At 67.2% G+C, this 26,635-nt stretch carries 30 protein-coding genes; 13 read left to right on the top strand and 17 right to left on the bottom strand.

Annotation, left to right across the window (positions count from 1 at the left end; genetic code table 11):
• Positions 1 to 123 precede the first annotated feature (123 nt).
• Positions 124 to 1,851, top strand: a complete 1,728-nt coding sequence (locus tag D5S08_RS07280; protein ID WP_121117108.1) for a fatty acyl-AMP ligase — start codon at positions 124 to 126, stop codon at positions 1,849 to 1,851.
• An 86-nt stretch (positions 1,852 to 1,937) separates the two neighbouring features.
• Positions 1,938 to 2,918 carry a hypothetical protein gene (locus D5S08_RS07275; RefSeq protein ID WP_126665508.1) on the top strand — a complete coding sequence of 327 codons (981 nt, stop codon included), beginning with the start codon at positions 1,938 to 1,940 and terminating at the stop codon, positions 2,916 to 2,918.
• Here D5S08_RS07275 and D5S08_RS07270 read toward each other — a convergent pair.
• The gene (locus D5S08_RS07270; protein ID WP_121117106.1) at positions 2,911 to 3,306 is read right to left on the bottom strand and encodes an MAPEG family protein; all 396 of its coding nucleotides are present in this window, start codon (positions 3,304 to 3,306) and stop codon (positions 2,911 to 2,913) included. The genes D5S08_RS07275 and D5S08_RS07270 overlap by 8 nt on opposite strands.
• Positions 3,307 to 3,453: 147 nt before the next feature.
• On the opposite strand from D5S08_RS07270, the gene D5S08_RS07265 reads away from it, so the two are divergent.
• From D5S08_RS07265 to D5S08_RS07245, 5 genes are read left to right on the top strand one after another with little or no spacing between them, the layout of a single operon-like run.
• Positions 3,454 to 4,656 carry a toxic anion resistance protein gene (locus D5S08_RS07265; protein WP_121116976.1) on the top strand — a complete coding sequence of 401 codons (1,203 nt, stop codon included), beginning with the start codon at positions 3,454 to 3,456 and terminating at the stop codon, positions 4,654 to 4,656.
• On the top strand, positions 4,656 to 5,444 hold the full coding sequence (locus tag D5S08_RS07260; protein WP_121116974.1) for a hypothetical protein: 789 nt from the start codon (positions 4,656 to 4,658) through the stop codon (positions 5,442 to 5,444). The genes D5S08_RS07265 and D5S08_RS07260 overlap by 1 nt, the downstream gene beginning before the upstream one ends.
• Positions 5,444 to 5,740, top strand: coding sequence for a polyhydroxyalkanoic acid system family protein (locus D5S08_RS07255; RefSeq protein ID WP_121116972.1), 297 nt, complete (start codon positions 5,444 to 5,446; stop codon positions 5,738 to 5,740). Before D5S08_RS07260 ends, D5S08_RS07255 begins: the two co-directional genes overlap by 1 nt.
• 57 nt (positions 5,741 to 5,797) lie before the next feature.
• The gene (locus D5S08_RS07250; protein WP_121116971.1) at positions 5,798 to 6,712 is read left to right on the top strand and encodes a DMT family transporter; all 915 of its coding nucleotides are present in this window, start codon (positions 5,798 to 5,800) and stop codon (positions 6,710 to 6,712) included.
• Between the two features lie 42 nt (positions 6,713 to 6,754).
• Entirely contained in the window at positions 6,755 to 6,883 is a 129-nt protein-coding gene (locus D5S08_RS07245) for an entericidin A/B family lipoprotein (protein ID WP_081996058.1), read from the top strand.
• Positions 6,884 to 6,893: 10 nt separating this feature from the next.
• Here the strand turns inward: D5S08_RS07245 and D5S08_RS07240 are convergent, their stop codons facing one another.
• The 8 genes from D5S08_RS07240 to D5S08_RS07205 are packed head-to-tail and all read right to left on the bottom strand — an operon-like array spanning position 6,894 to position 12,893.
• Positions 6,894 to 7,487 carry a DUF938 domain-containing protein gene (locus tag D5S08_RS07240; protein ID WP_121116969.1) on the bottom strand — a complete coding sequence of 198 codons (594 nt, stop codon included), beginning with the start codon at positions 7,485 to 7,487 and terminating at the stop codon, positions 6,894 to 6,896.
• Complete coding sequence (locus D5S08_RS07235) at positions 7,484 to 8,668, bottom strand: deoxyguanosinetriphosphate triphosphohydrolase (protein WP_121116967.1); 1,185 nt, start codon at positions 8,666 to 8,668, stop codon at positions 7,484 to 7,486. Before D5S08_RS07235 ends, D5S08_RS07240 begins: the two co-directional genes overlap by 4 nt.
• 60 nt (positions 8,669 to 8,728) lie before the next feature.
• Positions 8,729 to 9,448: an aspartate/glutamate racemase family protein gene (locus tag D5S08_RS07230; protein ID WP_121116965.1), complete on the bottom strand. Its 720-nt coding sequence runs from the start codon at positions 9,446 to 9,448 to the stop codon at positions 8,729 to 8,731.
• Between the two features lie 45 nt (positions 9,449 to 9,493).
• The gene (locus D5S08_RS07225) at positions 9,494 to 9,859 is read right to left on the bottom strand and encodes a hypothetical protein (protein WP_241557274.1); all 366 of its coding nucleotides are present in this window, start codon (positions 9,857 to 9,859) and stop codon (positions 9,494 to 9,496) included.
• Complete coding sequence (locus D5S08_RS07220) at positions 9,856 to 11,328, bottom strand: NAD(P)(+) transhydrogenase (Re/Si-specific) subunit beta (RefSeq protein WP_241557273.1); 1,473 nt, start codon at positions 11,326 to 11,328, stop codon at positions 9,856 to 9,858. The genes D5S08_RS07225 and D5S08_RS07220 overlap by 4 nt, the downstream gene beginning before the upstream one ends.
• Positions 11,325 to 11,630 (bottom strand): NAD(P) transhydrogenase subunit alpha part 2, encoded by a 306-nt coding sequence (locus D5S08_RS07215; RefSeq protein ID WP_121116963.1) that lies wholly within the window; start codon positions 11,628 to 11,630, stop codon positions 11,325 to 11,327. Before D5S08_RS07215 ends, D5S08_RS07220 begins: the two co-directional genes overlap by 4 nt.
• A gap of 4 nt (positions 11,631 to 11,634) precedes the next feature.
• Positions 11,635 to 12,756, bottom strand: coding sequence for an NAD(P) transhydrogenase subunit alpha (locus D5S08_RS07210; RefSeq protein ID WP_121116961.1), 1,122 nt, complete (start codon positions 12,754 to 12,756; stop codon positions 11,635 to 11,637).
• A 14-nt stretch (positions 12,757 to 12,770) separates the two neighbouring features.
• The gene (locus D5S08_RS07205; RefSeq protein WP_121116959.1) at positions 12,771 to 12,893 is read right to left on the bottom strand and encodes an aa3-type cytochrome c oxidase subunit IV; all 123 of its coding nucleotides are present in this window, start codon (positions 12,891 to 12,893) and stop codon (positions 12,771 to 12,773) included.
• Between the two features lie 172 nt (positions 12,894 to 13,065).
• On the opposite strand from D5S08_RS07205, the gene D5S08_RS07200 reads away from it, so the two are divergent.
• The gene (locus D5S08_RS07200; protein ID WP_121116957.1) at positions 13,066 to 14,481 is read left to right on the top strand and encodes a sigma-54-dependent transcriptional regulator; all 1,416 of its coding nucleotides are present in this window, start codon (positions 13,066 to 13,068) and stop codon (positions 14,479 to 14,481) included.
• Positions 14,482 to 14,545: 64 nt separating this feature from the next.
• A complete protein-coding gene (locus D5S08_RS07195) occupies positions 14,546 to 15,190 on the top strand; it encodes a hypothetical protein (protein ID WP_126665507.1) in 645 nt (214 codons plus the stop codon).
• On the opposite strand, the gene folP is transcribed toward D5S08_RS07195, so the two are convergent.
• From folP to D5S08_RS07180, 3 genes are all read right to left on the bottom strand, one after another.
• Positions 15,187 to 16,305 (bottom strand): dihydropteroate synthase, encoded by a 1,119-nt coding sequence (gene folP, locus D5S08_RS07190; protein WP_121116953.1) that lies wholly within the window; start codon positions 16,303 to 16,305, stop codon positions 15,187 to 15,189. The genes D5S08_RS07195 and folP overlap by 4 nt on opposite strands.
• Before the next feature lie 2 nt (positions 16,306 to 16,307).
• Positions 16,308 to 17,432 (bottom strand): site-specific DNA-methyltransferase, encoded by a 1,125-nt coding sequence (locus D5S08_RS07185; protein WP_121116951.1) that lies wholly within the window; start codon positions 17,430 to 17,432, stop codon positions 16,308 to 16,310.
• A gap of 184 nt (positions 17,433 to 17,616) precedes the next feature.
• A complete protein-coding gene (locus D5S08_RS07180) occupies positions 17,617 to 18,261 on the bottom strand; it encodes a ribonuclease HII (RefSeq protein WP_121116949.1) in 645 nt (214 codons plus the stop codon).
• Here D5S08_RS07180 and D5S08_RS07175 point away from each other — a divergent pair.
• Complete coding sequence (locus D5S08_RS07175) at positions 18,260 to 19,489, top strand: PQQ-dependent sugar dehydrogenase (protein WP_121116947.1); 1,230 nt, start codon at positions 18,260 to 18,262, stop codon at positions 19,487 to 19,489. The two genes, D5S08_RS07180 and D5S08_RS07175, sit on opposite strands and share 2 nt — an antisense overlap.
• 75 nt (positions 19,490 to 19,564) lie before the next feature.
• Here the strand turns inward: D5S08_RS07175 and D5S08_RS07170 are convergent, their stop codons facing one another.
• The 3 genes from D5S08_RS07170 to plsY all read right to left on the bottom strand — a co-directional run bounded on the left by D5S08_RS07170 (position 19,565) and on the right by plsY (position 21,652).
• Complete coding sequence (locus D5S08_RS07170) at positions 19,565 to 19,804, bottom strand: twin-arginine translocase TatA/TatE family subunit (RefSeq protein WP_121116945.1); 240 nt, start codon at positions 19,802 to 19,804, stop codon at positions 19,565 to 19,567.
• Positions 19,805 to 19,961: 157 nt separating this feature from the next.
• Positions 19,962 to 21,056: a DNA-processing protein DprA gene (gene dprA / locus D5S08_RS07165; protein WP_121116943.1), complete on the bottom strand. Its 1,095-nt coding sequence runs from the start codon at positions 21,054 to 21,056 to the stop codon at positions 19,962 to 19,964.
• Positions 21,053 to 21,652 (bottom strand): glycerol-3-phosphate 1-O-acyltransferase PlsY, encoded by a 600-nt coding sequence (gene plsY, locus D5S08_RS07160; protein WP_121116941.1) that lies wholly within the window; start codon positions 21,650 to 21,652, stop codon positions 21,053 to 21,055. Before plsY ends, dprA begins: the two co-directional genes overlap by 4 nt.
• A gap of 56 nt (positions 21,653 to 21,708) precedes the next feature.
• Here plsY and murI point away from each other — a divergent pair, with 56 nt between their 5' ends.
• From murI to D5S08_RS07145, 3 genes are all read left to right on the top strand, one after another.
• Positions 21,709 to 22,509: a glutamate racemase gene (gene murI, locus D5S08_RS07155; RefSeq protein WP_121117101.1), complete on the top strand. Its 801-nt coding sequence runs from the start codon at positions 21,709 to 21,711 to the stop codon at positions 22,507 to 22,509.
• Between the two features lie 103 nt (positions 22,510 to 22,612).
• Entirely contained in the window at positions 22,613 to 23,833 is a 1,221-nt protein-coding gene (hemA, locus tag D5S08_RS07150; RefSeq protein WP_121117099.1) for a 5-aminolevulinate synthase, read from the top strand.
• 28 nt (positions 23,834 to 23,861) lie between these two features.
• A complete protein-coding gene (locus D5S08_RS07145; RefSeq protein WP_121116939.1) occupies positions 23,862 to 24,815 on the top strand; it encodes a glutathione S-transferase family protein in 954 nt (317 codons plus the stop codon).
• Between the two features lie 36 nt (positions 24,816 to 24,851).
• Here the strand turns inward: D5S08_RS07145 and D5S08_RS07140 are convergent, their stop codons facing one another.
• Together D5S08_RS07140 and D5S08_RS07135 are read right to left on the bottom strand one after the other, a co-directional pair.
• Positions 24,852 to 26,057, bottom strand: a complete 1,206-nt coding sequence (locus tag D5S08_RS07140; protein ID WP_121116937.1) for a type III PLP-dependent enzyme — start codon at positions 26,055 to 26,057, stop codon at positions 24,852 to 24,854.
• A gap of 230 nt (positions 26,058 to 26,287) precedes the next feature.
• Positions 26,288 to 26,629 carry a tRNA-binding protein gene (locus D5S08_RS07135; RefSeq protein WP_121116935.1) on the bottom strand — a complete coding sequence of 114 codons (342 nt, stop codon included), beginning with the start codon at positions 26,627 to 26,629 and terminating at the stop codon, positions 26,288 to 26,290.
• Positions 26,630 to 26,635: the final 6 nt, after the last annotated feature.

Here is a 26,635-nt window from a genome sequence, read left to right as displayed (position 1 = left end):
TTATTGCTGCCACACTCCTTGCCAAAGGGAGCAGTTTGGCCCGGAGCCCCCTGGGGATCGGTGCCTTGTGTATAGAGCAAAGGCGCCAGGCAGCGCCATGGGATGGGTTTGGCCTTGCAGCATATGACGAATTTGGTTCCAACCCCCAATGATTGCCCGCTGCCGCGTCGGCGTGCGGATTTCGCCACCTTCGTGGAGGCGATCGAATATGCCGCGCAGAGCGAAAAGGGCCTGAATTTCCACGACATGCGTGGGGAACTGGCGGAGGTTTACCCCTATTCCCGCATGCGTGCGGATGCGCTGGCCTGCGCGCGCCGGCTGCTGGCCCTGGGTATCGGCAAGGGCGACCGGGTCGCGCTGATCGCGGACACCGCTGCGCCGTTTGCCGCCCTGTTCTGCGGCGCGGTCTATGCGGGTGCCTGGCCCGTGCCGCTGCCGCTGCCGACCACGTTCGGTGGACGCGAAAATTATATCGAGCAGCTGGCGCTGCAGCTGGGGAGCGCGGATCCGACGATCTTGCTGTATCCGCCGGAACTGGCCGACATGTGCGGCGAGGCGGCGGCGCGGCAGGGTTGCCAGGGCCTGGACTGGGCCAGCTTCGCGGAGCGCGAGGCGCCCGAGGTGGAGCTGCCGACGCCCGAGCCGGACGACATCTGCTACCTGCAATATTCCAGCGGATCGACCCGGTTCCCTACCGGCGTGGCGGTGACCCACCGGGCGCTGCTGCACAATCTGTATGGCCATTCCACCAGCATGGAAGTGGGCGAAGGCGATCGCGCCGTAAGCTGGCTGCCGTGGTATCATGACATGGGCCTGGTCGGCTGCTTCCTGTCGCTGATCGCCAATCAGGTCAGCGTGGATTACCTGAAGACGGAACATTTCGCGCGGCGCCCGCTCGCCTGGCTGGACCTGATCAGCCGCAACCAGGGCACGACGCTCTCCTACTCGCCGACCTTCGGCTATGACATCTGCGCCCGGCGCATCTCCAGCCAGAGCAGCGTGGCCGACCGCTTCGACCTGTCCCGCTGGCGCATCGCGGGCAATGGCGCGGACATGATCCGGCCGGACGTGATGCAGGGCTTCGTGAATGCTTTCGCCCCTGCCGGGTTCAAGGCGGGCGCCTTCACCCCCAGCTACGGCTTGGCGGAGGCGACGCTGGCGGTCACGGTGATGCCACCGGGCGAGGGCATCCGGGTGGAGCTGGTGGAGGAGGAACGGCTGAGCGGCACGCGCCGCGACCTCAGCCGCCCGGCCCGCTACCGCGCGATCGTGAATTGCGGCAAGCCGCTGCCCGACATGGAAGTGGCGATCCGCGGCGAGGATGGCGGCCTGCGCAAGGACCGGCAGATCGGCAAGGTCTGGTGCCGCGGCCCGTCGGTGATGCATTCCTACTTCCGCAATGCGGAGGCGACCGCCGACTGCATGGTGGATGGCTGGCTCGACACCGGCGACATGGGCTACATGGCGGAAGGCTACCTGTTCATCGTCGGCCGGGCGAAGGACATGATCATCATCAACGGCAAGAACCATTGGCCGCAGGATATCGAATGGGCGGTGGAACAGCTGCCCGGCTTCAACCATGGCGATATCGCCGCCTTCTCCATCGAGACGGACAATGGCGAGGAAGCGCCCGCCGTGCTGGTGCATTGCCGCGTCTCCGACCCGGAGGACCGGCTGCGGCTGCGCGACACGATCCGCGACAAGGTGCGCGCGATCACCGGCATGAACTGCGTGGTCGAACTGGTCCCGCCCCGCAGCCTGCCGCGCACCAGCAGCGGCAAGCTGAGCCGGGCCAAGGCCAAGAAGTTGTATCTTTCGGGCGAGATTGAGCCGTTCACGCTGGCGGCTTGAACGCCTGACGCGCAGCACCCTTCCCGCTTGCCAAATCGCGCGCTGTTCGCAACACAGCGCGCAGGGGCTTTGGGGGGAGTATCTGCATGGACGAGTGTGCGGCCAAGGGCGTTTCGGCGACACGGCGGGCGATGATCGCGGGCGGGCTCGCCTGTGCGGTGGCGGCGCCGGCAGCGCGGGCGCAGTTCCGGTTGGGCGATCTGGTGCGCGGCGTGACCGAAAGCATCGGGATCGACGGCCTGATCGGCGGCGGGCAGCCGATCACCACCAGCCTGGGTGATGCGCAGTGGGGCGCGCCCGAGCTGGACGGCGTGACGCCCACCGTGCCGGCATCCCCGATGACCGCGCTGGAGCGGACCGCAACCGGCGGTTTCATGCTGCAGCCGGGCTATTACAGCTACAGCGCGCAGAGCTACTGCCTGCATGCCGGCACGCATGGCCCGGGCGAAGGCGATGGATACCTGTATGCCCCGCTGGCGGGGTCGGCCGAGATCGTGGTGCGCGTTATCCTGCGCAATTCGGTGGCCCGGCCGGAGATCGAGCAATCGACGGTGCAGTCGCTGATCTGGGCGATCCTGTCGCGCGCCAAGCTGGAAGACCTGAACAATGGTCTGCGGCTGGCGGCAGCCGCGCTGCTGAGCCCGCGCCAGCTGGCCACGCTGAACCGATCGGCGCTGGACCTGCTGCCTGGCAATTCGTTCAGCCGCCTGCTGGGCCAGGTACCCGCCCCCTTGCGCGCCGTGGTGGAGGCGGAGGCCGAGCTGCGGCAGGCCTTCGCCAGCGGTGGTGGCGATTTCGCGCAACTGGAGTCGATCGCCGTCCTGGCCGGTGCCGCCCCGCTAGGGCCGGGCAGCCAGGTGATCCCGTCAGGCCGGTGGAGCGAGCATCCGGACGGGTTCCGCGTGCGCTACATCCCGTCAGGCTACAGCCAGACGCTGGTGGAGGTGTGGGTGGAGGACGGGGCCGCCGGTGTCGGGCGCGAGTTCGATCCTTCCGTGCAGGTGGCCGTGCCGGGCAACACCGCGCGCCAGCGGCTGGCCCAGTCCGGCCGCGAGCGGGTCAGCTGAACAGCAGCACGCCCAGGATCACCACCAGCGCCAGCGTGGCGACACCCCAGGCCAGCGAGCGGACATAGGGCACCCCGGCCCAGTAGAGCGGCAGATAGACGATCCGGCTCACCAGCCACGTCCATGTGGCGATGGCGGTGAGATCGCTGGTCTTGCCTGCCAGCACCACGCCGATCAGCGCGACGATCGCGACCGGAAAGGTTTCCTGGTAGTTCGCCTGCGCGCGGCTGAGCCGGCCGGCCACCGCGTTCAGCGGCGGCATGTCGGCATCGCGCGCGCCGGCGTTCCATTCGACGCCATATTGCAGCGTCTTGAATTGCCCGGCCAGCATGATGTGCACCAGCAGCAGCACGGCGCCCAGCACCAGCACGGCGAGTTCGGTTGGCAAATACACCTCCTATTGCTCCTGCACGGGCGCATCTTCGCGCGGGTCGGCCCAGCGAGGGCAATAGCGGGGTGCGACTGGAACGTGAACCGCTTGAATTGCGTGTCTTGCGCAACTAATACAGCTGGAGGCACCCGGGAGACGATACGCATGGCCACGACGCCGACCGCCACGACCGACGATTTCAAGCTGGAACTGACGCCGCCCGATCCTGTGCCGGTGGTGACGGCGGAACGTGCCGCCGGCCTGGTGCCGGTCGATGCCGCGCAGAAGAACAAGCTGGATGAGCGGGTCGAAGGCTTCGTCGCCGAGTTGGTGGCGCTGGACGCGAACTCGCCCGATTTCGGCAAGAAGGTCGACCAGATCACCAATATGGGCCGCAAGGAGATCGCCGCCGCGGCGCAGATGTCCAACCGGTTCCTGGATCGCCCGGTCCGCGCGATGGACAAGGATAGCGGTGTCGGCACCGACCTCGCCGAACTGCGCCGCACGGTGGAAGAGCTGGATCCCGGCCGCAAGGCGACCGCCCCGCGCAAGCTGCTGGGCATCATTCCCTTCGGCAACAAGCTGAAGACCTATTTCGACAGCTATTCCTCCGCGCAGGGGCACATCCAGGCGATCCTGACGCGGCTGTCCAGCGGCAAGGACGAGCTGCTGATGGACAATGCCGCCATCGACCTGGAACGGCAGAAGCTGTGGGAGGCGATGGGCAAGCTGGAGCAGATGATCCATATCTCCAACTCGCTGGACGCCCGGCTGGAGGAGGAGGCCGCCAATCTGGACTCGACCGATCCGGCCAAGGCCAAAGCGGTGCGCGAGACCGCGCTGTTCTATGTCCGTCAGCGCACGCAGGACCTGCTGACGCAGATGGCGGTCAGCGTGCAGGGTTATCTGGCGCTGGATCTGGTCAAGAAGAACAATGTCGAACTGGTCAAGGGCGTGGACCGGGCCAGCACCACCACCGTGGGCGCGCTGCGCACGGCGGTGACGGTGGCCCAGGCGATGACCAACCAGCGGTTGGTGCTGGGCCAGATCACCGCGCTGAACCAGACCACCGCCGGGATCATCGATTCCACCAGCAAGCTGCTGCGCGAGAACACCGGCCGCATCCACGAGCAGGCGGCCAGCAGCACCATCCCGCTGGAAACGCTGCAGCGCGCCTTCCAGAACATCTACGACACGATGGACGAGGTCGACACCTTCAAGCTGCGCGCGCTGGAAAGCATGCGCCAGACAGTGACCACGCTGTCTGCCGAGGTGGAGAAGTCCAAGGGCTATATCGCCCTGGCCGAAGGACAGTCGCAGGCGGCGGCGCAGATCGAGCAGCGCGGGCTGCTGAGCCTGGATAGCTGATGGCCGACAGCACGCATCACAGCGACACCATCCTGCGCAGCGCCCGCGCGTCGCTGGACGAGAACCGGCGGGGCGGCCGGCGCGTCGACAGGCAGCCGATCGGCGAAGGCTCCGCCCGGCTGCGGCGGCGCAACCTGGTCAACCGGCTGAAGCTGATCGGCGCGGCGGTGCTCGCCATTCTGGTGGCGGCGATGGTGGCCGGGCTGGTGCTGAACGGCATTGGTTTCGCCGGTGTCATGCTGACGGCATTGGCGCTGCTGGTCGCCGTGCTGGTGTTCAGCAACTTTCCCAAGGTGAAGGTCCCGCGCCGTGCGGACCTGACCCGGACCAGCGATGCGCGCCAACTGGTCGCGCGGACGGAGCTGTGGCTGGAGCATCAGCGCCCTGCCCTGCCCGCGCCGGCGGTGACGCTGGTGGATCGGATCGGCGTGCAGCTGGATGCGCTGGGCCTGCAGCTGGAGACGATCGATCCCGGCCACCCCGCCGCCGCGGAAACGCGCAAGCTGGTGGGCGAACACCTGCCCGAAACGGTGGACGCATGGCGCCGCGTGCCGGCATCGCTGCGGCGGGAGGATCATGCGGGCGCCACCGCCGATGATCGCCTGTCCGAAAGCCTGGGCCGGATCAGCGAGGAGCTGGACCGGGTGACCCGCCAGCTGGCCGATGGCGCGCTGGACGATCTGGCCGTGCGAACCCGGTTCCTGGAATACCGATACAGCGATGGCGAAGTCGCGGGTGACACGCCCCAGATCGCCCCACAGATCGCCACACAGCCGGAGAAGCATTGATGCAGGTCGCCATTCCCCACACGCTGGGCCGGGACACCGCGCGCGAACGGCTGCGCAGTCGCAGTCATACGCTGGCCGATGCCATGCCGGGCGGCGCGGCGGAGGTGAAGACCGACTGGCCCACGCCCGACCGGATGCACATGACAATCACCGCCATGGGACAGGTCGTGGACGGCAACGTGGACATCGACGACACGCAGCTGCTGTTCAGCGTGACGCTGCCGCCGATGCTGAGCTTCCTGGAGCCGATGATCGCCGGCGCCATCCGCCAGCAGGGGCCCAAGCTGCTGAAATAGAGCCGGCCATCACCTTCGCGGTTGCGCGATGCTGCGCTGCACCTATGGCAATGCAGCATGCAAGCCGCCCTGGCCACCCGGCCGCTCCTCGCCCTGCTGATCCGCCTTGGCGCGGTTGCCGCGCTGGCGACGATGTCGGCGCTGATCAAGCTGGCATCGCAGCGCGGCGTGCACCTGCTGGAACTGATGTTCTGGCGCCAGTTCATCACCGTGCCGCTGCTGCTGGGCTGGGTGCTGGTGACCGCGCGCAGCCTGCAGCCGCTGAAGACCCGCCGCCCCGGTACGCAGTTTCTGCGCGCGCTGTATGGCACGATCGGCATGGCGTGCACCTTCGGCGCGGTCATTCTGCTGCCGCTGGCGGAGGCTACGACCTTCAGCTTCACCGCGCCGATCTTCGCTGTGCTGCTGTCCGTCGTGCTGCTGAAGGAACAGGTCGGGTTGTGGCGCTGGTCCGCGGTGCTGGCGGGGTTTGCCGGTGTGCTGATCATCGCGCAGCCGGGCGGCAGTCATTTCCCGCTGCATGGCGCGCTGGTGGCGCTGGGCGCGGCGTTCATGGTGGCGCTGATCTCCATCCAGATCGCCGACCTGAACCGCACGGACAAGCCGCTGAGCATCGTGTTCTACTTCGCGGCCTTTTCTGCCCCGATGACGGCGATCGCCCTGCCCTTCGTGAGCCAGGCACATGATACGACCGGCTGGCTGCTGATCGCGGGCATCGGCGTCAGCGGGCTGATCGGGCAATTGCTGCTGACGGCGGCCCTGCGCTTCGGGTCACTCTCCAGCGTGATCGTGATGGATTATTCCGCGCTGTTCTGGGCCACGCTGTATGGCTTCCTGCTGTTCGACACCTTGCCGCCGGGCAGCACCTGGTTCGGTGCGCCGCTGATCGCCGGGGCCGGGGTCGTGATTGCCTGGCGCGAACACCGCCTGTCCCGTGCGCGCCGGGCGCCGGCGCCGCTGGAAGATGCCTGATTGGCTTGCTAGTGCATTGTAGCTGAAAAAGGAGCCACCATCATGACCCGCAAGCTTGCCCTCGCCCTCTGCCTCGCCGCCGCCACGCTGACCGTCAGCGCCTGCAACACCGTCAAGGGCGTTGGCCGCGACATCCAGAGCGTGGGCGAAGCCGGCGACCGGGCTCTCTGAGCCCGGTCCTTCAGCCCCGGCGGTAGGTCAGCATCAGATTGTTGGCCGGCATCGCCACCCGGCGCGTACGGCTCAGCCCGTGCGCGCCGGCGACCTCGTCCAGCCAGGCGAGGTCGCGCAGGCCCCAGCGCGGATTGCGTCGCTGCAGGTCGGCATGGAAGGCCAGGTTGGACGGCGCCGTGGGCACGTCCCTTTCCACAAACGGCCCGTAAACCAGCAGCGGCGCACCGGCCGGCAACAGCCGGGCCGCCCCTGCCACCAGGCCCAGCGTCGCTGCGACCGGGCTGATATGCACCATGTTGCTGCAGAAGATCGCGTCCGCCCGCGGCACCGGCCACTCGGCCGCCGAACAATCGAGCGCGATCGGGGGCAGCAGGTCGGGCAGCTGCGCCTCCTGCGCCCAGGCGGCGATGGAGGCGCGGGCATCCGCATCGGGGTCGCTCGGCTGCCATACCAGGTGCGGGAACGCCTGAGCAAAATGGACGACATGCTCGCCCGTGCCGCTGGCGACCTCCAGGACGATGCCCCATTCCGGCAGTTCCTCCGCCAGCACGGCGGCAATCGGCGCGCGATTGCGCAAGGCGGCGGGCGCGTGGCCCTTCATACGCTCGACAGGCTCTCCGGCACGGTGCCGGTCGCGCGGCGGAACTGGTCGATGGCGAAGCGGTCGGTCATGCCGGCGATGTAATCGGCGATGTGGCGACTGTGGGCGGGTTCATCGGCCGGCAGGCGGTGCTGCCAGCTGTCGCCCATCAGCGCAGGATCATCGCGGAAGGCGGTGAACAGCTGCGCCACCACTTCGCGGGCGCGCAACGCGGTCGCCTTCTGTTCGGGGTGGTAATAGAGCCGCTGGTACATGAAGCGTTTCAGGCGTCGTTCGTACTCCGCCATGGCGGGGGAAAAGGTCGCCAGCGGTTCGCCGGCGGCGCGCACTTCCTCCACGGAGCCGACCGTGGCGATCCGCGCCTTGGTGGTGGCGATCAGGTCGTTGACCATCAGGCCGATTTGCGTGCGCACCAGTTCGCGCAATTGCGCCTGGCGGTTGCTGCCCGGATGGCGCCGCTCCACGTCCCGCCACTGATCGGCAAGTTCGGGGAGCGTCAGCAGGTCGTCCAGCTGCAGGAACCCGCCGCGCAGGCCATCGTCGATGTCGTGATTGTCATAGGCGATGTCGTCCGCCAGCGACGCGACCTGCGCCTCCAGACTGGCATGTTCGTTCAGGCGCAGCGGAAAGGCGGCGTCCAGTTCCGCCAGCGCCCAGCCGGCGGAGGTGACGGGACCATTATGCTTGGCGAGCCCTTCCAGCACTTCCCAGCTGAGGTTCAGGCCAGGCAGGTCGCAATAGGGGCTGTCCAGCCGCATCAGCGTGCGCAGGCAATGTTCGTTGTGGTCGAACCCGCCATGATCGGCCAGCGCCGCATGGAGCGCATCCTCGCCCGAATGGCCGAAGGGCGGGTGGCCGATATCGTGCGCCAGGCACAGCGCCTCCGTCAGATCCTCGTCCAACTGCAGCGCGCGGGCGAGCGTGCGGCCGATCTGCGCGACTTCCAAGCTGTGCGTCAGGCGGACGCGGTAATGATCGCCGTCGGGCGCGATGAAGACCTGCGTCTTGCCGGCCAGCCGGCGGAAGGCGATGGAATGGATGATGCGGTCGCGATCACGCTGGAACGCGCTGCGCGGACCGCGGGCACCCCCCTGCTCTCCGGCCCCGGGCGTGGCGAATTCGCGTCCGCGTGACCGGGTGGGGTCTGCGGCGTAGGGTGCGCGAAAGGAGCCGGGGACCATGCCTGCGTGGCTAGAGCCCGGCCGCCTCCCTGTCACCGTGAACAGGAGGCGAACGCGGCCTCAGGCGGCGATGTTATCCACCTGTTCGCCGTCCGCCAGGATCCATTCGGCGGCGGCTTCGGAATGAATGCGCGCGCTGTCATAGATAGGCAGGACATTGGCGTCGGTATCGACCACCATCTCCAGTTCGGTGCAGGCCAGCACCACCGCCTCCGTGCCGCCCTGCTGGATAACGGTCAGCATGGTTTTCAACGCGCGTTCGGCGCTGCGGGTGACGCGGCCGACCATCAGTTCCTCGTAGATGATCTGGTCCAGCTGCTCCACATTGTTCATGTCCGGCGGCAGCAGGTCCACGCCGCGGGCGACCAGCCGGCGGCGGTAGAACCCTTCCACCATGACGTTGCGCGTGCCCAGCAGGGCGGCGGTGCCCACGCCATCGGCCTGCATCCGTTCGCCCACGCAATCGGCGATATGCAGGATGGGGATCGATACGGCCTTGCTCACGCTGTCATACACGCGGTGCATGGAATTGGCGCCGATGATCAGGCCTTGCGCCCCGGCAGCCTCTAGCCGTTGCGCGCTGGCGGTCAGGATCGTGGCGGCGCGCTGCCAGTCATCCTCGGTGCGCAGGGCGTAGAGCTGCGCGAAATCCACGCTTTCGATCAGCAGCGGCGCGCTGGTGCGCCGGTCGCGACGCTGCTGGATGATGCGGTTGATGTGTTCGTAATAGGTGCGGGTGGACACCCAGCTCATGCCCCCGATCAACCCCAGCTTGCGCACATTGCCTCCTTCGCCAACCTGCCGGCCCGACCCGGCACCCCGGTTCTAGGAAGGAGCGGCGCCAGCGTCCAGCCATGCGAGACCGGTTGCGCACAGGGCTGCGGACGAGGCGGTCACCGTTACCACCTCCGGATCGCCGACGCGGCGCACCCGTTCGACATAATCACCAAGAGTGGCCGGCCGGGCCGGCTCCCCCTGCTGCGGCTTGAGCCCCTCCAGCCGGCGCAGCTGCTCGATCGTCAGGCGATCCACCATCCGGCCTGCCATGCAGGTGGCATTGCGTTCGGACAGGCCCGCCCCCTGCAATGCGGAACGTACACGGCTCTCGGCGATCACCTGCGCGCAACCGCCCAGTGCCAGCGTGATCACGCCGATGCACGCCGCCAACAGCAGCAAAGGGGTCTTGATCATGCGGACAGCGCCTTGTTGATTTCCTCGACCATCTTCTTGGCATCGGCCAGCAGCATCATGGTCTGGTCCATGTAGAACACGTCATTGTCCACCCCGGCATAGCCGACCCCGCCCATTGACCGCTTGATGAACATCACGGTTTTGGCCTTGTCGACATCGAACACCGGCATGCCGTAGATTGGGCTGCCCTTGTCCGTCTTGGCCGCGGGGTTCACCACGTCGTTCGCGCCGATGATGAAGGCGACGTCGGCCTGTGCGAACTGGCTGTTGATGTCCTCCAGTTCGAACACGTCGTCATAGGGGACGTTGGCTTCCGCCAGCAGCACGTTCATGTGCCCGGGCATGCGGCCGGCGACGGGGTGGATGGCGTAGCGAACGCTGACGCCTTCCTCCTTCAGCAGGTCGCCCATTTCGCGCAAGGCGTGCTGCGCCTGGGCCACCGCCATGCCGTAGCCGGGAATGATGATCACGCTTTCGGCCTGCTTCAGCATAAAGGCGGCATCATCCGCGCTGCCTTGCTTGTAGGCGCGCTGCTCCCGCGCCTCGCCCCCGCTGCTGGACGCTTCCGCGCCGAAGCCGCCGGCGATCACCGACAGGAACGAGCGGTTCATGGCCCGGCACATGATGTAGCTGAGGATCGCACCCGACGATCCCACCAGCGCGCCGGTGATGATCATGGCGGTGTTGTGCAGCGTGAATCCCATCGCGGCTGCGGCCCAGCCGGAATAGGAATTCAGCATGGACACCACCACCGGCATGTCCGCGCCGCCGATCGGGATGATCAGCAGGAAGCCGATGGCGAAGGCCAGCCCCAGCACCACCCAGAACAGCGGGTTCTCGCCCGGGCCGCCGACCGGCGAATGGGTGAACATCACCGTGAGGACGAGGATGCCCGCCAGCGTGCCGAGATTGATCCAGTGCCGTGCCGGTAGCAGGATCGCCGCGCCGCTCAAGCTGCCGTTCAGCTTCAGAAAGGCGATGACACTGCCGGAGAAGGTGATCGCGCCGATGGCCGCACCCAGCATCAGTTCCAGCCGGCTGACCGGCAGGATGTTGCCGTCGAGCCCGAGAATGCCGAACGCTGCCGGGTTCAGGAAGGCGGCCGCCGCCACCAGCACGGCGGCGAGGCCGACCAGGCTGTGAAAGGCGGCCACGAGCTGCGGCATCGCGGTCATGGCGATGCGGCGGGCGATGACGAAGCCGATCGCGCCGCCGATGGCGATGGCGGCCAGGATCTCCGGCAGGCTGGCGATGCTGTGCGTCACCAAGGTGGTGATCACGGCAATGGCCATGCCTGCCATGCCATAACGGTTGCCGCGCCGGCTGGTGGCCGGGCTGGACAGGCCGCGCAAGGCCAGGATGAACAGCACGCCCGCCGCCAGATAGGCGAGCGCCACCCATGGGTTCACCGCATGAGCAGCATCGGCGGCGAGGCTGAGGTCGACCGTATTCTCGGGTGCCAGCATCATGTGCGCGGCCCCTTGGCGGCGGGCCGATCCTTCTTCCTGTACATGGCCAGCATCCGTTCGGTCACGGCGAAGCCGCCGAAGATGTTGACGCTGGCCAGCACCACCGCGCCCAGTCCCAGCCACTTGGCTGCTGGACTGCCCGCCTCCGCCGATGCGATCAGCGCGCCGACAATGATGACGGAGCTGATCGCGTTGGTCACTGCCATCAGCGGCGTGTGCAGCGCAGGGGTGACGGACCAGACGACGTAATAGCCGACGAAGCAGGCCATCACGAAGATGGAGAGGATGGAGATGAAATCCATTGGCTCAGCCTTTCAACCTCTCATGCACGACAGCGCCGCCCTGCGTCAGCCGCACGGCATTGCCGATCTCCTCGTCCAGCACGGGGCGCCCTTGCTCCTTGTCCCAGAAGGCGGACAGGAAGTTCAGCAGGTTGCGGGAGAACAGGGCGCTGGCATCCGCCGGCAGCAGTGCGGGCGTGTTGCTATACCCCATGATCGTGACGCCATGCCGCTCCACCACCTGGTCGGCGACGGAACCTTCCACATTGCCGCCCTGCGCCACGGCGAGATCGTAGATCACGCTGCCGCGCCGCATGGTGGCGATCTGTGCATCCGTGATCAGGCGCGGGGCGGGCCGGCCGGGGATCAGCGCGGTGGTGATGACGATGTCCTGCTTGGCCAGATGGCCGCTGACCAGCTCGGCCTGCGCCTGCTGGTATTCCGGGCTCATCTCGCTGGCATAGCCGCCGCTGCCCTCGCCCTCGATCCCGGCGACATTCTCCACGAAGACGGGCTTGGCGCCCAGCGACTGGATCTGTTCGCGCGTGGCGCTACGCACATCGGTGGCGCTGACCTGCGCGCCCAGGCGGCGCGCGGTGGCGATCGCCTGCAGGCCGGCGACGCCCACCCCCATCACGAAGACGCGCGCGGCGGACACGGTGCCCGCGGCGGTCATCATCATCGGGAAGGCGCGGCCATACTGGTTCGCGGCGGCCAGCACCGCCTTGTAGCCGGCGAGGTTGGACTGGCTGGACAGCACATCCATGCTTTGCGCCCGCGTGATGCGGGGCATCAGCTCCATGCTCCACGCCTCCAGCCCGGCGGCGGCATAGGCCTGCACCCGGGCGGGCTGCGTGAACGGATCGAACAGGGCCGCTACCTGTGCGCCGGGGGCTGCCCCGGCCAGCAGGTGCGGTTCCGGCGCCTGGATGCCGAGCACGATAGCGGCGCCCTGCACCACCTCCGCCGCCAGCCCCAGCGTGGCGCCGGCGACCTCGTAATCCGCGTCCGAGATGGCAGCCGTCTCTCCGGCGCCGCGCTCCACCGCGACTTCGGCGCCAAGCGCCAGAAACTTGCGGACTGTTTCGGGCGTGGCCGCGACGCGGGTCTCGCCCGCTGCGCTTTCGGCCAGGACGGCGATGCGCACCGCTGCCGGCGCGATCAGGAGATCGCCAGGACGATGATGAAGACCAGCACCGCGATCAGCGGCACCGACCACTTCAGCGTACCGATGAAGCCGGCATATGTGCTGCCCGCGGCCTCCATGTCGTTTGCCGGTTCCATCGTATGTCCTCCACCAGACAGTTAACCATAATGATTTCAGTCATTATCACATTGGAAGCATGCTACTTCGTCAGCTATCCTCACGCAACATCCGCGCTATGGGGTTAAATGGCTTTTTACCAGTGGCGACTAACTGGGAGCATGAATGGGGCAATCTAAGGTGTTGGAGCGGATGGCCGAGCCGGGTGCGCGAACGTTGCTGTTGATCGATAACGCGCCGGCGCAGATCAGGCTGATCACCGCGCTCGCCGGGCGTGAAGGGTGGCGCGCATCCGTCGCGCGGGATCCGGTGACGGCGCTGGACCTGCTGAAGTCGCGGGACGGATCGGGGATCAGCGCCATCATCCTGGACCAGATCGTGCCGGGGGACGATTTGATGGAACTGATCACCACCATGCGCGAAAGGCGGCCCACGCTGCCCGTGCTGGTGCTGACCGGCAGTTCCTCCCCCGTGCAGGCCGTGGCCGCGATGCGGGCGGGCGCCAGCGATTATCTGGTGAAGCCGGTCGCGCCCGAGCGGCTGATGCAGGCGCTGCGCAACGTGACCGCCGCCGCCGCCTGGCAGCAGGAACTGACGCCGCTGAGCGAGAAGATGCCGGCCGTGCTGGACTTCGACGCCATGGTCGGCACCGCGCCGCCGTTCCGCACCGCCCTGGCCCGCGCGGCCAAGGCGGCGCGTGGCCATGGCAACCTGCTGATCGAAGGGGAGCGCGGTACGGGCAAGGAGATGCTGGTGCGCGCCATCCATGCCGCCAGCCCCCGTGTACGCGCCCCGTTCCGCATCCTGAACATCGCCGCCATCCCGCAGGCCAGCCTGGCTTCCGTCCTGTTCGGTCATGAACAAGGGGCATTTGCCGGCGCCTTCGAACGCCATGTCGGCGCCTTGCAGGCCAGTGACGGCGGAACGCTGGTGCTGAACGAGATCGACCACCTGCCCCCCGATGTGCAGACCCAACTGGCGCAGGTGCTGCGCGATGGCCGCGTCCGGCCGATCGGTTCGCCGCACGGTTTCCACCTGGACGTGCGGGTGATCGCGACCAGTCACCTGCCGCTGATCGACCTGGCGACCACCGGCAACTTCAACGACGATCTGCTGGGCGTGGTCAGCGCCACGGTGATCGCGGTGCCCCCCTTGCGCGAACGGCATGGTGATATCGTGGCGCTCGCCCGCCACTTCCTGGCGCGGATCGCGGCCGAGCCTGGGCTGCGGCAACTGGGCATCACCGATGGCGCGCTGACCCTGCTGGCCGGGTATGACTGGCCGGGCAATGTGCGCCAGCTGCAGGCGGTGCTGTTTCGTGCAGCGGTGTTCTGCGACGGCAATGCGTTGACCGAACAGGACTTCCCGCAACTGGCCGAGCTGGTCGGCGAGGGCGATCGTGGCGGTCAGCCGACGGAGCGCGGCGGCGTCGACATCTTCACCAGCGACGGTCACCTGCGTTCGCTGGAAGAGGTCGAGGCCGATGTGATCCGGCTGGCGATCGGGCATTATCGCGGCCGCATGTCGGAGGTCGCCCGCCGGCTGGGGATCGGGCGATCCACCCTGTACCGCAAGCTGGCGGACCTCGGCATGGATAACACAGTGTGACCACAATGCTTCGCTGCCAGCAATATGGCAGGAACCGGCAGGGCAGGCGCGCACTTGCACCTGTATGATCTCGTCCCGGTTTCTTCTGTGTGCCCTGCTGTGCCTGCCTGCCTTGGGCGGATGCGAACAGCAGCCGGGCAGCGCTAGCGGAAGTGGGCCGGACGTCGCCGGTATCGACGTGATGGATGGTGACGAGGTGCTGGCGGAGCTGCAGTCGGGCAGTCTTGGCCCCTTGCGCTTCGATTACGACCAGGAGGCGCTGACCCTGATCGAGATGCCGATCATGTTCCCGATCGGGCCGCAGCAGCAGGCCTGGGGTGCCAAGCTGGTACCCGCGGATCGCGCCGACCTGCTGGGGCAGCAAGGCTGCATCTACGGCGATCCACCCCGTCGCCGCACCTGCAATGCTCGTGACGAAGGCGGACTGGTCATGTCCCTGCTGGAACGCCCGATCCAGGATTACCGGGAAGACTTCATACAGGCCGGCCTCGGTGCGGAACTGATGCCGGCGCGGCTGGATGGGTCGGTCGGCTTTGCTTACAGGCGCACCCGGCTGGGCCGGCATTCGCTATACCGCTTCATCCCGGTAGGCGAACGCACGCTGATGGTGGCGGAGCAGGAGCTCGTAACCGACAACCGCGTGGCGCAGGCCGCGATCGCGGCAACGATCCGCAGCCTGGCCAAGGCGCTGCCAGGTGCCCGCCACTAGGGCACGGGCAGTCCGCTCACGTCGCTGAGTGCGCCATCGCGCAATGCGCGCCACACATTGCGGGCCTGCACCGTATCCCAGACATCATGCACGCGCACGATCTGGCACCCGGCCTGCATGGCCGCGAGTGCCAGGGCCACGCTGCCGCCCAGGCGCGCGCCGGCGGGTGCCTCCGCATGCAGCGCGCCGATCATGCGCTTGCGGCTGGCGCCCACCAGCACCGGATGGCCCAGCGCATGGAACAGGGCCAGCCCGTTCAGCAATGCAAGATTGCCGGCGAGCGGCTTGCCGAAGCCGATGCCGGGGTCGAGCATGATGCGATCGGGCGAGATTCCGGCGGCGACAGCCCGGTCGCGCGCGGCACGCAGCCAGTCGAACACGTCGAACAGGATGTTGGTGTAGTCGCCACCAGCGTGCAGCCCCCCGCCCCCGCCTGCGCCCGGCGCGTGCATCAGCACCACCGGCACACCGGCAGCCGCGACCACCTGCGTTGCGTACGCATCATCGTACAAGGCCGAGACATCATTGATGACATGCGCGCCGGCAGCCAGCCCGGCTTCCATCACCGCGGCCCGGCGGGTGTCCAGGCTGATCAGCGCACCCAGCTGGCGGCAAGCTTCCACCGCCGGCACGATGCGGGCGATCTCGTCCCCTTCCCACACCGGATCGGCGCCCGGCCTAGTGCTTTCGCCGCCCACATCGATGATCGTCGCCCCGGCCTCGAGCATCGCGCGGACGTGTTCGGCGGGGTCGGCGATGTGCCGGCCACCATCGGAAAAGCTGTCAGGCGTGACATTCAGGATACCCATCACCTGCGGCTCGTCCAGCCGCAGGGTGCCGCCCCTGGTCGCGAGCGGCGCGCGCGGACGGGTGAGGTTGGCCCATTGCGCCTCCCCCTCCGCCATCAGATCGGTAGGCAGACGCGCCAGTGTGGCAGCAATCGAGGTGGGTGTCGCGACGTCGCGCCGAGTGACCCGGCCATCCTCCGTCACGATCACGGCGAATGCATGGGCCCAGGCCATGCCGCCGGCCAGCCGCACCGCGTCGCCATCCAGCGCCTGCGGGGATGGCGCGGACGTCAGCGGCTGGACATAAACCCGGGCATTGCCGCTCATGCTCAATCGTCGACAGCGAGCAGGTGCAGCTGGCGCAGCGCGTCGATCGGCTTGGCCGTGCCTTCATGCTCGACATGCCAGAAGGTCCAGCCATTGCAGCTGGGCGCATCCTGCAGCGCCTTGCCGACCCCGTGGATCGATCCGGTATGGCCGCCGCATTCCAGCGAGCCATCGGCCCGTACATGGGCGCGCCAGCGCTGCTGCCGGTCGAACAGCACGCTGCCCGGCGGCACCAGGCCGGTTTCCACCAGCGTGCCGAAGGCGACGCGCGGGGCACCCTTGCGGCTCTGCATCACTTCCAGCGCGCTTTCATCCAGCGGCAGGGCAGCCTCGATCCGCTCCATGGCCACCTCGCGATAGATCGCCTCGCGCTCGCAACCGATCCATTCCCGACCCAGCCGCTTGGCCACTGCACCCGTCGTGCCGGTACCGAAGAACGGATCCAGCACCACGTCGCCCCGCTCCGTCGTGGCCAGCAACACGCGATAGAGCAGCGCTTCGGGCTTCTGCGTCGGGTGCGCCTTGGTCCCGTCGCGCTTCAGCCGTTCCTGCCCGCCGCACAAGGGAATCAGCCAGTCGCTGCGCATCTGCAGCTCGTCATTCAGGGTCTTCATCGCCCGATAGTTGAAGTGATACCGGCTGCGTTCGCCCATGCTGGCCCACAGCAGCGTCTCATGCGCGTTGGTGAAGCGGGTGCCGCGAAAGTTGGGCATCGGATTGGCCTTGCGCCAGACGATGTCGTTCAGCAGCCAGAAGCCCAGATCCTGCATCATCGAGCCGACCCGAAAGATGTTGTGGTAGCTGCCGATCACCCACAAGGCGCCGTCCGGCTTCAGCACGCGGCGGCACTGGGCCAGCCATTCGCGGGTGAAGGCATCATAGGCGGCGAAGCTGTCGAACCGGTCCCAAGCGTCCGTCACCGCATCCACCATGCTGCCATCCGGGCGGTTGAGATCACCACCCAGCTGCAGATTGTACGGCGGATCGGCGAAGATCAGGTCCACGCTGCGCGGCGGCAGCGAACGCATCGCCTCGATACAGTCGCCCGACAGGATCTGCCCCAGCGGCAGCTCCGCCTTCGTCGTGCTGCTGGTGCGCGGTGCGCGGATGGAAAGAACTTCGCCCATTATCTGCCTGCCCCTGTGACTTATCCACAGCGTGCGCGATCAGGGACTCCCTCGTCAAGTCCAGCTTTTCTGCCGAGTCGCCCCGATTCTGCTTGGGCCGGACGGAACGAAAGGAGTTCGGCGCAGCATGTTGAGTCCGACCCTGCCAAGGGGACTCAACATGCTGTGGTGTGGCCGGCAGGACTCAGCCCGCGCAGGAAAACAGATCGGCCTGCGCGACGGGTGCGAAGGAGCGGCGATGCAGCGGGCTGGGCCCGTGCGTGCGCAAGGCCGCAAGGTGATCGGGCGTGCCATAACCCTTGTTCCGGTCCCACCCGTAATGCGGGTGATCGGCCGCGGCGGCCCGCATCAGCCGGTCGCGATGCTCCTTCGCCAGGATGGAGGCGGCGCTGATCGCCGGTTCGCACGCATCGCCGCCGACAATGGCGCGGGCGGGCCAGCGCCATTCCATGCGGCGGCCGGCGGGGGTAAGGTTGCCATCCACCAGCACCTGGCAGCAGTCGCGGCCCAGTGCGGTGCAGAGCTGCTCCACCGCCAGCGTCATCGCCAGCATGGTGGCGCCGAAGATGTTGAGCCGGTCGATCGCCTCCACCTCCACCACCCCGATGCCCCAGGCGCAGCGGCGCAGGATGCGTTCCTCCAGCAAGGCACGGCGATCCGCGGTCAGCTTCTTGGAATCATCCAGCCCGGCCGGCCGGGGCCGACACAGCAGCACGGCGGCCGCGACGACCGGCCCGGCCAGCGGCCCGCGCCCCGCCTCATCGACGCCCACGATCAGCGGCGCGCCAAGGCTGGCACAAAAATCCGGAGAGGGCGTTCCCGAAAGCATGCGAATTCCGTTCCTTGTCAGCAGCCTGTTACCCGTCGCGCTCTGTTCCGCAAGCTGCGGCAGCGCTGATACGGGGGATAGTCCCTTCACGTCCGCCCCGGCGGTCGCCAAAGCAGCTCCGGCCTCTTCGCCGGCGGCTTATGCAGCCGGTCAGGCGGTCACGCTGCAAGGCGATGCGCCTTTCCAGGCGGCATCGCTGGGCAGTTTTGCGGAGCCGTGGGCGCTGGCAATGGCACCGGGCACCCGCACGGTCTTCGTGACGGAGCGCGCGGGTACGATGAAGTTCGTCGATCTGGCCACCGGGCGCACCGGTGAAGTCTCCGGCCTGCCGCAGGTAGCCTATGCCGGTCAGGGCGGGCTTGGCGATGTCGCCTTCCTGCCCGCCGAGAGCGCTGCCGAGCTGGGCGGGCGCACGATCTACCTGACCTGGGCGGAGGCGGGTGAAGGCGATACACGCGGCGCGGCACTGGGGCGCGGGACGCTGGCATGCGACGGCAACACGGGCTGCCGGGTGGAGAACCTGCAGGTCATCTGGCGGCAGCAGCCCAAGGTGAGCGGCGCCGGTCATTACTCGCACCGGATCGCCTTCTCGCCCGATGGGCAGCATCTGTTCCTGGCGTCCGGAGATCGGCAGAAGAAGACCCCCGCGCAGGATCCGGGCGTCAATCTCGGCAAGGTGCTGCGCCTGAACCTGGACGGCACGCCGACCGCCGGCAATCCCTTCGCAGAGCGGGGCGGTGTTTCGCGGGAGATCTGGTCCCTGGGCCACCGCAACATCCTGGGCCTGCACTTCGACGCGCAGGGCCGGCTGTGGGATCTGGAGCATGGGCCACGCGGCGGAGATGAGCTGAACCTGGTGTCGGCGGGCGAGAATTATGGCTGGCCGATCGTGTCGGACGGCATCGATTACGACGGCACGCCCATCCCGGACCACGCCACCCGCCCTGAATTCCGCGCTCCGGCGATCGGCTGGACCCCGGTGATCGCGCCAGGTGACTTCCTGTTCTATCGCGGGTCCATGTTCCCGCAATGGCAGGGTCAGGCCCTGATCCCGGGCCTGTCATCGAAGGCGCTGGTGCGGGTGTCGATCAATGGCGAGAGCGGCACGGAAGAGGCCCGCCATCCCTTCCCCGAGCGTCTGCGCGATATCGAGGAAGCGCCAGACGGATCGCTGCTGCTGATCGAGGATGGCGTTGGCGGCCGGTTGCTGCGACTGACACCACGTTGATTTGACGCGCCGGGAAGAGCGGCAGCGCGCCGCAGCAGGCCCCGGTCGCAAGCTGATCGCGACCGGGGCTGTTCGTCAGGAGTTCGTCGTCCGCACGCCGGCATCGGTCGTCGCCGGCTGAGCGTTGCCGTCATTGGCGACAGTGATCTGCGCCAGCTTGGGTGCCGGTGCGGATTCCTCTTCCGTCATTCCCTTGCGGAAACTTTTGATCCCCTTTCCGAAGTCGCCCATCGTCTCCGAGATCTTGCCCCGGCCGAACAGCACCAGGACCACGACGGCTACGACCAGCCAGTGTACGAGTGAGAAGGAAGCCATCACGCATCTCCAGAAGCCATGGCGCACTCGATGGTTTATCGGTGAGAAGCGCCGGTTAATCGCGTACTTACACCAGCAAGCCGAGCCGAGACAATGGATGATCGGGTCTTGCGGTAGATGGTGCTCCCGCTCCGTTTCAAGCGATAGCTGAAGCGGCTCAACTGGCCAGCGACACGCGCCCGCCTTCGTGACGGACCAGCCGGCCGGCGATCTCCAGCTCCAGCAGCGCCATCTGCACGGCGCCGGTGCCCTGCCCGCTTTGCCGGATCAGCTCGTCCACATGCACCGGAGCAGGGCTCATCAGAGCGGCAATGTCGCTGCCCGCCGGGCCTTCTGCCGGCTCGTCCTCGAAGGCGATGAAGGGCTGCTGGCGTTCCGCCAGCGCCGTGCGCGGGGTTCCGTCAAACCGGCGCAGCAGCTCCGCCACCTGCGCCGGATCCTGCACCAGCACGGCGCCGTCGCGGATCAGTTCGTTGGCCCCGGCGCTGCGGGGCTCCAGCGGGCTACCGGGGATGGCCATGACCCCCCGCCCATATTCGCCCGCGAGTCGCGCAGTAATGAGCGAGCCCGATTGCGGCGCGGCCTCCACCACCAGAGTGCCCAGCGACAGCCCCGCGATGATGCGGTTGCGGCTGGGGAAGTGGCTGCCGCGCGGCTCCGTACCGACCGGCTGTTCCGCCAGGAGCAGACCGTCGCTGGCGATGCGTTCCTGCAGGTCGCGGTGCTGCGGCGGGTAGACGATGTCGATCCCGCTGGCGATCACGCCGATCGTGTGGGGAAAGGCGCCGTCATGCGCGGCCCCGTCGATCCCGCGGGCTAGGCCAGACACGACCGCAAAGCCTTCTGCGGCCAGCGCCGCGCCGAACTCCCGCGCCAGCTGCACCGCCGCGGCGCTGGCGTTGCGGGCGCCGACCAGCGCGACACACGGCCGGGCCGCCAGTGCCAGCGCACCCCGCATGGTCAGGATCGGCGGTGCGGCAGGCGCCTGCGCCAACAGCTGCGGATAGTCCGGCTGGTCATGGAACAGGTAGCGCGCGCCTGCCCGGCGTACGCCCGCCACCTCCCGCTCCACCCGGTCCGCGTGCGCCGCGGTGTAGGGGCGACCGCCACGACGGGCGAGATCGGGCAGCGCGGTGACCGCCGCCTCAGCCGTGCCGAAGCGTGCCAGCAGCTGGCGGTAGGACACCGGCCCGATATGCGGCGAGCGCAGAAGCCGGATGCGGGCAAAGGCCTCGGCCTGCGTCAGGCTCATCCCTTGCGGCCGATGCGCGGCTCCGTCCCGGATATCAGGCGGGCGATGTTGGCGCGATGACGCAGCAGCACGACCGCGAACACCACCAGCAGCACGGGCAGGTAGATCGTATGGCCGAAGGCGAGCGCGGCCAGCGGCGCCGCAGCGGCGGCGGCCATGCCCCCCAGGCTGCTGATGCGCGACAGCTTGGCCACGGCCAGCCAGACCACGATCACCGAAAGACCGATGGTCCAGTGCAGGCCCAGGCCGATGCCGATCAAGGTGGCGACACCCTTGCCGCCCCTGAACCGCAGCCAGACGGGAAAGCAATGGCCCAGGAAAGCACCCAGCGCCGCCCAGTCCTGCCCCGCGCCCCACAGCATCGCGGCAATGGCGATCGGCACCAGTCCCTTCAGCGCATCCAGCACCAGCGTGGCGGCGGCGATGCCCTTGCCAGCGGCACGCAGCACATTGGTGGCGCCGATATTGCCGGAGCCGACATCGCGCACATCGCCCTTGCCGGCGGCGCGCACCAGCAGCAGGCCGAAGGGGATGGATCCGATCGCATAGCCGAGCAGAAAGGCCAGGAGGGCGGTGGTACCGATGGGCAGCGTCATGCCTGTCCCTTAGCGGTTCGCTTGCATTTCGGCAGGGGCAAAATATGCGGGCGACCATGCAGCCTGCACCCGACGCGCCCATCCTGCTGTTCGATTCCGGTATCGGCGGGCTGACCGTGCTGGCCGAGCTGCGCCGCGTGCTGCCGCAGGCACCGGTGCTGTATGTCGCGGATACGGCCGGGCTGCCCTATGGCGAGAAGACGGAGGCGCAGATCGCCGCGCGGGTTGCCGGATTGCTGGGCCGCCTGTCCGAACGTTTCGCCCCCCGCCTGATCACCATCGCCTGCAACACCGCCTCTACCATCGCGCTGGGCATGGTGCGGGACGTGCTGCAGGTGCCGATCGTGGGGACAGTCCCGGCGATCAAGCCCGCAGCGGCGATGACCCGCAGCGGCACGATCGGCCTGCTCGGCACCGCTGCCACCATCCGGCAGGCCTATGTCGATCAGCTGGAAGCCGAGTTCGCCACCGGCAAGCGCCTGCTGCGCCATGCAGCGCCCGAACTGGTGCAGGCGGCGGAGGGTCGGCTGCGCGGGGCCGCGATGGACCCGGCCGCGATCGAGGCCGCGGTGACCGGGCTGCGCCGCCAGCCCGGCGGCGATTCGATCGACACGGTGGTGCTGGCCTGCACGCATTTCCCGCTGCTGGTGGACAAATTGTCCCACGCCTTCGGCCCGGATGTGCGCTTCGTCGACGGCGCGGCGGGAATCGCCCGGCGCATTGCACATCTGACGCAGGGCCAGACCTTCATCCGTAAGTCGCCTGATCGGGCCCTGTTCACCGGGACGGCCGATGATCTGCACGCCATCGGCCCCGCGCTGCTGAACTACCACGTCGAACAGTGTGAACGCTTTTAACGCGAATCCGTCGCAAAGTGAACGCTTTGAAGGGCGCGGCGAAGGGTTTACATGCCACGGGCAGGGTTTGCCCCGGAATGTCTCGCCAACACGGACTGGTCCGCTGAACTACGATCTGATCTTCGACAAGGCCATCGACCGCCTCCATTCGGAAGGCCGGTATCGTGTGTTCATTGATATCCTGCGCAACAAGGGCGCCTATCCCAACGCGCGTTGCTTCGCCGGGCACAATGGGCCGAAGCCGATTACCGTCTGGTGTTCGAACGACTACTTGGCGATGGGCCAGCACCCCAAGGTGGTCGCCGCGATGGAAGAGGCGCTGCACGATGTCGGCGCCGGCAGCGGCGGCACGCGCAATATCGGCGGCAACACGCATTACCATATCCAGCTGGAGCGGGAGCTGGCCGACCTGCATGGCAAGGAAGCCGCGCTGCTGTTCACCAGCGGCTATGTCTCCAACGACGCCACGCTCTCCACCCTTGCCCGACTGTTGCCGGGGTGCGTGATCTTCTCCGACGAGCTGAACCATGCCAGCATGATCGCCGGCATCCGCAATTCCGGTTGCGAGAAGCGCGTGTTCCGCCACAATGACGTGGCGCATCTGGAAGAGCTGCTGGCGGCGGAAGACCCCGCAGTGCCCAAGCTGATCGCGTTCGAAAGCGTCTATTCGATGGATGGCGATGTCGCGGCGATCCATGCGATCTGCGATCTGGCCGACAAGTACAATGCGCTGACCTATATCGACGAGGTCCATGCGGTCGGCATGTATGGCGCGCGCGGCGGCGGCATCTCCGAACGGGACGCAGCGGCGGACCGGATCGACATCATCGAAGGCACGCTGGGCAAAGCGTTCGGCGTGATGGGTGGCTACATCGCGGCCGACCAACGGATCGTGGATTGCATCCGCTCCTACGCGCCCGGCTTCATCTTCACCACTTCGCTCTCCCCGGTGCTGGTTGCCGGCGTGCTCGCCTCCGTGCGCCACCTGAAGGCGTCGAGCGAGGAGCGTGATGCCCAGCAGGCGGCGGCCGCCATGCTGAAGCGCATGTTCCGTGATGCCGGCCTCCCGGTGATGGACAGCACGACCCATATCGTGCCGCTGATGGTGGGCGATCCGGTCCGTGCCAAGCGGATCAGCGACATTCTGCTCGCCGAATACGGCGTCTATGTGCAGCCGATCAATTTCCCCACCGTGCCGCGCGGCACGGAACGGCTGCGCTTCACGCCGGGGCCTGCCCATACGGAGGCGATGATGACGGACCTGACCGCCGCCCTGGTGGAGATCTGGGACCGGCTGGAACTGGAGCTGCGCAAGGCCGCTTGACCCTTCGTAAAAGAAGGGAATTGCGGCGATGGGCATGCTGGTCGACGGTCGATGGCAGGACAAGTGGTACGACACCGAGTCGACCGGTGGCCGGTTCGAACGCAAGCAGTCCAGCTTCCGTGGCGAGATCACCACCGACGGCAGCAGCGGCTTCCCCGCGGAACCCGGCCGGTATCACCTTTATGTCAGTCTCGCCTGTCCGTGGGCCCATCGCGCGCTGATCATGCGCGCGCTGAAGGGGCTGGAGGACATGATCCCCATCTCCGTCGTGAACTGGCTGATGCTGGAGAATGGCTGGACATTCGACCCGGCACCGGGCGTGATCGGCGATCCGATCCATCATGCGCGCACGCTGTGGCAGGTCTATACCGCCGCAGACCCCAGCTACACCGGCCGGGTGACCGTGCCGGTGCTATGGGACAGGCAGACCGGCGTCATCGTCAACAATGAGAGCGCGGAAATTATCCGCATGCTGAACAGCGCCTTCGACGATGTCGGCGCCGCGGCGGGCGACTACTATCCGGCGGAACATCGCGAGGAGATCGATGCGGTCAATGCGCGTATCTACGACCATGTGAATAATGGCGTCTACAAGGCCGGCTTTGCCACCACGCAGGGCGCGTATGAAGAGGCAGTCGGCCCGCTATTCGACACGCTGGATTGGCTGGAGCAACGATTGCAAGGCAATCGCTGGCTGGTCGGCCCGTCCATGACGGAGGCGGATATTCGCCTGTTCACCACGCTGATCCGGTTCGACGCGGTCTATGTCGGCCATTTCAAATGCAACATCCGCCGCATTACCGACTACCCGGCGCTCAGCGGATATCTGCGCGACATCTACCAGACACCCGGCGTGGCGGGCACGGTCGATTTCCGGCACATCAAGGGGCACTATTACGAGAGCCACCGGATGATCAATCCAACCGGGATCGTGCCCGTAGGTCCGGCGCTGGAGCTGGACGCACCGCACGGCCGCGGATGATCGGAGCGCCGCCCCGCAGGCCGGCGCTCCACGCGGTCAGCGCAGGCTCACCACATTGTCGCTGCGCTTCGGTTCCTCGCGCGCGCCGGTGTACAGGCTGGCCATCGGCTCGTCCGTCACGATCACCGCCTGTGCCGCACCGAAGCCGTTGAAGCCGGTCTTCATCGCTGCACCATACGCGCCGAGCATGCCGATCTCGAAATAGTCGTTCGCCTGGATGTCGGCCGGGAGATCGAACGGACCCTTCATGTAATCGGCATCGTCGCAGGTCGGGCCATAGAAGGCGAAATCGGCCAAGGGCTGGCTGAGGTCGTCTTCCAAAGCCTGCACCGGGAAACGCCAGTCCACATGCGCGGCATCGAACAGCGCCCCATAAGCGCCGTCATTGATGTACAGCTCGTCGCCCCGGCGCTTCTCCACGCGGACGATCACGCTGGAATATTCCGCGCTCAGCGCCCGGCCCGGCTCCGCCCACAGCTCCGCATTGTAGGAGATGGGCAGCGCCTCGAAATGGCGGTGGATGATGGCGAAGTAATCTTCCAGCGGCGGCGGGTTCATGCCCGGATAGGCACTGGGAAAACCGCCTCCCACATCGATGATGTCCACCGTGACCGATGCCTGCACGATAGCCGCGCGCACCCGGTCAAGCGCCTGGACGTAAGCGAACGGCGTCATCGCCTGACTGCCGACATGGAAGCAGATGCCCAGCGCGTCACAATGCTGGCGGGTCGCCTGCAGCAGCGGCGCGGAATCCGCCAGATCGACACCGAACTTGGATGCCAGGCTCAGCTCCGAATGTTCGGAGGAGACGCGCAGGCGCACCAGCAGGTTCAGGTCTTCCGCCTGCGTGCCGTCGGCCGAGGCAGTCGCCTCCACGATCTTGGCCAGCTCTTCCAGCGTATCCAGGCTGAAGGTGCGCACGCCATGCGTGTGGTATGCTTCCCGAATGGCGCCGATGGTCTTGACCGGATGCATGAAGCACAGCGTGGCTCCGGGCAGCAGGCCGCGCACCAGGCGCACTTCCGCAATGGAAGCGACGTCAAAGGTGCGGATGCCGTTTTCCCACAGCAGCACGATCAGGTCAGGCGACGGGTTCGCCTTGACTGCATACATCGTGGTCCCCGGAAAGCCCTGCGCAAAAAACTGCGCCGCCCGCGCCGCGGCATGCGGACGGTTGAGCATCACCGGTTCGTCCGGAACGAGGTCGCGGACTACAGACCGTGCGTCAGGATAGCTGTGCAATTCAAGGGACCCCCAAACGTGTTGTTCGACAAGGCTGCCTTGCGGTTAGGAAGTCCCCATGGGGCAGCGGAGCGGCGCATATAAGGGTGAATCGGCGGATCGCAAACGGTTTTTGTGTGGCCTCTAAAAGGCATGACTTATCAGCAGCTTGGCTGGCGGATCGATCCCGGCTGCACAGCCTTCTGCGGCAAGGCGTGGCTCATGCAAGGCGGCACTGCTGCCGCAGCTGCCTAGTGCAGCGAATTGCCGTCCGGCGCCGGAGAACGGGGCGATAGGAGGATGATCATGCCATCGGCGCCCGTCACGCCCAGGACCAGCACTTCCGACTGGAAGCCGGCGATGTTGCGAGGGCCGAAATTGACCACGCAGCAGACCTGCGTGCCGATCAGCTGTTTCGGCGTATAGGCGGTGATCTGCGCACTGGACCAGCGGGTGCCGAGTTCCCCCAGATCGACCTGCACCTTCCACGAAGGATTGCGCGCCTTGGGAAATGGCTGGACATCCACCACCGTGCCGATGCGGATGTCCAGCTGTTCGAAGGCGGCGTAGTCGACCTGCTCCTTTGGCTGCATGTCAGC

This window comes from Croceibacterium ferulae, assembly GCF_003660445.1.
GTDB classification, from domain to species: domain Bacteria; phylum Pseudomonadota; class Alphaproteobacteria; order Sphingomonadales; family Sphingomonadaceae; genus Croceibacterium; species Croceibacterium ferulae.
The sequence above is the reverse complement of the archived record's forward strand: the minus strand, read 5'-3'. Positions and strand labels throughout refer to the sequence as shown.